This window comes from Streptosporangium sp. NPDC000396 (genome assembly GCF_042898655.1).
Taxonomy (GTDB): Bacteria; Actinomycetota; Actinomycetes; order Streptosporangiales; family Streptosporangiaceae; genus Streptosporangium.
This window is the reverse complement of record NZ_JBIAZA010000083.1, coordinates 1-1824: the sequence shown is the minus strand read 5'-3', so window position 1 is coordinate 1824 and position 1824 is coordinate 1. Positions and strand designations below refer to the sequence as shown.

General features: G+C 67.1%; 2 protein-coding genes. One reads left to right on the top strand and one right to left on the bottom strand.

Annotation, left to right across the window (positions count from 1 at the left end):
• A partial coding sequence (locus ACFY2X_RS47270) for a GNAT family N-acetyltransferase (RefSeq protein WP_389952030.1) occupies positions 1 to 591 on the top strand: 591 nt, incomplete at its 5' end.
• Between the two features lie 12 nt (positions 592 to 603).
• On the opposite strand, the gene ACFY2X_RS47265 is transcribed toward ACFY2X_RS47270, so the two are convergent.
• On the bottom strand, positions 604 to 1737 hold the full coding sequence (locus tag ACFY2X_RS47265) for an IS630 family transposase (protein ID WP_389952027.1): 1134 nt from the start codon (positions 1735 to 1737) through the stop codon (positions 604 to 606).
• Positions 1738 to 1824 lie beyond the last annotated feature (87 nt).

Sequence of the window (1824 nt, the reverse complement as noted above, 5' to 3'; positions counted from 1 at the left end):
CTAGTGCCGCATCAGGCAACGTTCGCCCTGCTTCGCCGGGCGCAGAGGGAGTTGGTCTGGCAGGGTTCGGCTATGGGCGATCATGGACTGGATGATGGGGTGGTTCGGCTTCGCGAGTGGGCCGATGAGGATGCCGGCTGGTATGCCGAGAGCACGCGCGACCCGCTGATCCAGCGGTTCACGACAGACTCGCCGACACTGGACGCCGCGCAGGTGCTGGCAGCGGTCGTCCGGTTGCGAGAGTCCGGCGACGAGGAGGGCTTCCTCATCTGCGACTCGGTCACTGGGCAGCGGCTGGGCAACATTGCGCTGCGGCATGACGGTCAGACCGGGGAGATCTCCTACTGGGTGGCCGCCGAGGCGCGTGGACGCGGGGCGGCGACCCGGGCCGTGGCCTTGTTCAGTGCCTGGGCCTTCCAGAACGTGGGCCTGAGCGAGCTGTGGCTTCGTGTTCATCGCGACAACGTCGCCTCGCAGCGGGTGGCATCGCGCACAGGGTTTCGTCGTGATCCACAGCGCGACAAGACGCAGGAGGCGAAGGGCGAGGCGTGGCCGATGCTCGGCTATGCGCTGTCCCGGCCCGCATCCTGACCGGGGACAAGCTCACGCGACGTTCGCCCTGCTGACGACCTCGCGTAGGCGTTCGTCGGTGGCGTGCTTGTTCCGCCAGATGATGTAGCGGCGGATCATGCTGCCCTGGGCCTTGTGGCTGGGGTGGTCGGTGCCGTCGAGGGCGAAGTAGCGCAGGGCGGTGAACTGGGCCTCGATCCGGTTGAGCCAGGAACTGTTGGTCGGGGTGTAGGCGATCTCCACGTTGTTCGCCGCCGCCCACGTCCCGACCCGCTGGCACCGCTTCGTCGTCAGGTGCGGAGAGTAGTTGTCGCAGACGATCGCGATCCGCACATCCATCGAATGTAACGAACGCAGGTAGCGGCAGAACTCCAGGAACTTGGAGCGGTTCTTGGTCTTCTTGATGTGGCCGTAGAGCTGGTCCCTGGCGAGGTCGTAGGCGGCGAACAGGTGCCGGACCCCGTGCGGGCGGGTGTAGGTCGCCCGCCGGCGGGGTCTCGGCTCACGGTCGGGGTCCTTGTGTCTGCCGCCGCGCTCGGCCCACTGCTTGCCGGGGTGGGGTTGGAGGTTGAGCGGCCCGAATTCGTCCAGGCAGAAAACGACTTCGGGCTCTCCGTCCTCCGGTAGGACCTCGCCGTCGGCGATCGCGTAGAGGTGCTCGACCCGGGCCTTCTTCGCCGCGTAGTCGGGGTCGCGGGAGGTCTTCCAGGTCTTCACGCGTTGAAAGGAGACGCCCTCCTCGCGGAGCAGGACCCGAAGGCCCTCGTGGCTGATGTCGTCGACCACCCCCTCGGCGACCAGGAAGTCGGCCAGTTTGGCCAGGCTCCAGGTCGAGAACGGCAGGCCGTGCTCGGCCGGCTTGGACTTGGCGATCTTCTTGATCTCCCGGCGTTCGGGCAGTGTGAAAGTCCTCGGGCGGCCACCCTTGTATTTCGGGTACAGGGAGTCGAAGCCGTCGGCGTTGAAGTTGTGGATCACGTCCCGGACCCGGTCCGCGCTGGTGAACGTCACCTCGGCGATCTTCGCCACGTCCATGCGCTGGGCGGACAGCAGCACCATCTGGGCCCGTCGCCAGGTCACCACCGAGCCGGTACCCCTGCGGACGATCCGCAGCAGCCGCTGCCCCTCATCGTCGTCGATCTCACGGACCCGCACACGTTCAGCCACGGGACCATTCTGACCGCCCAGCGCCGCCCGGTACCGCAACCAGACGACACGTCACAACGGGGCGAACGTTGCCTGATGCGGCACTAG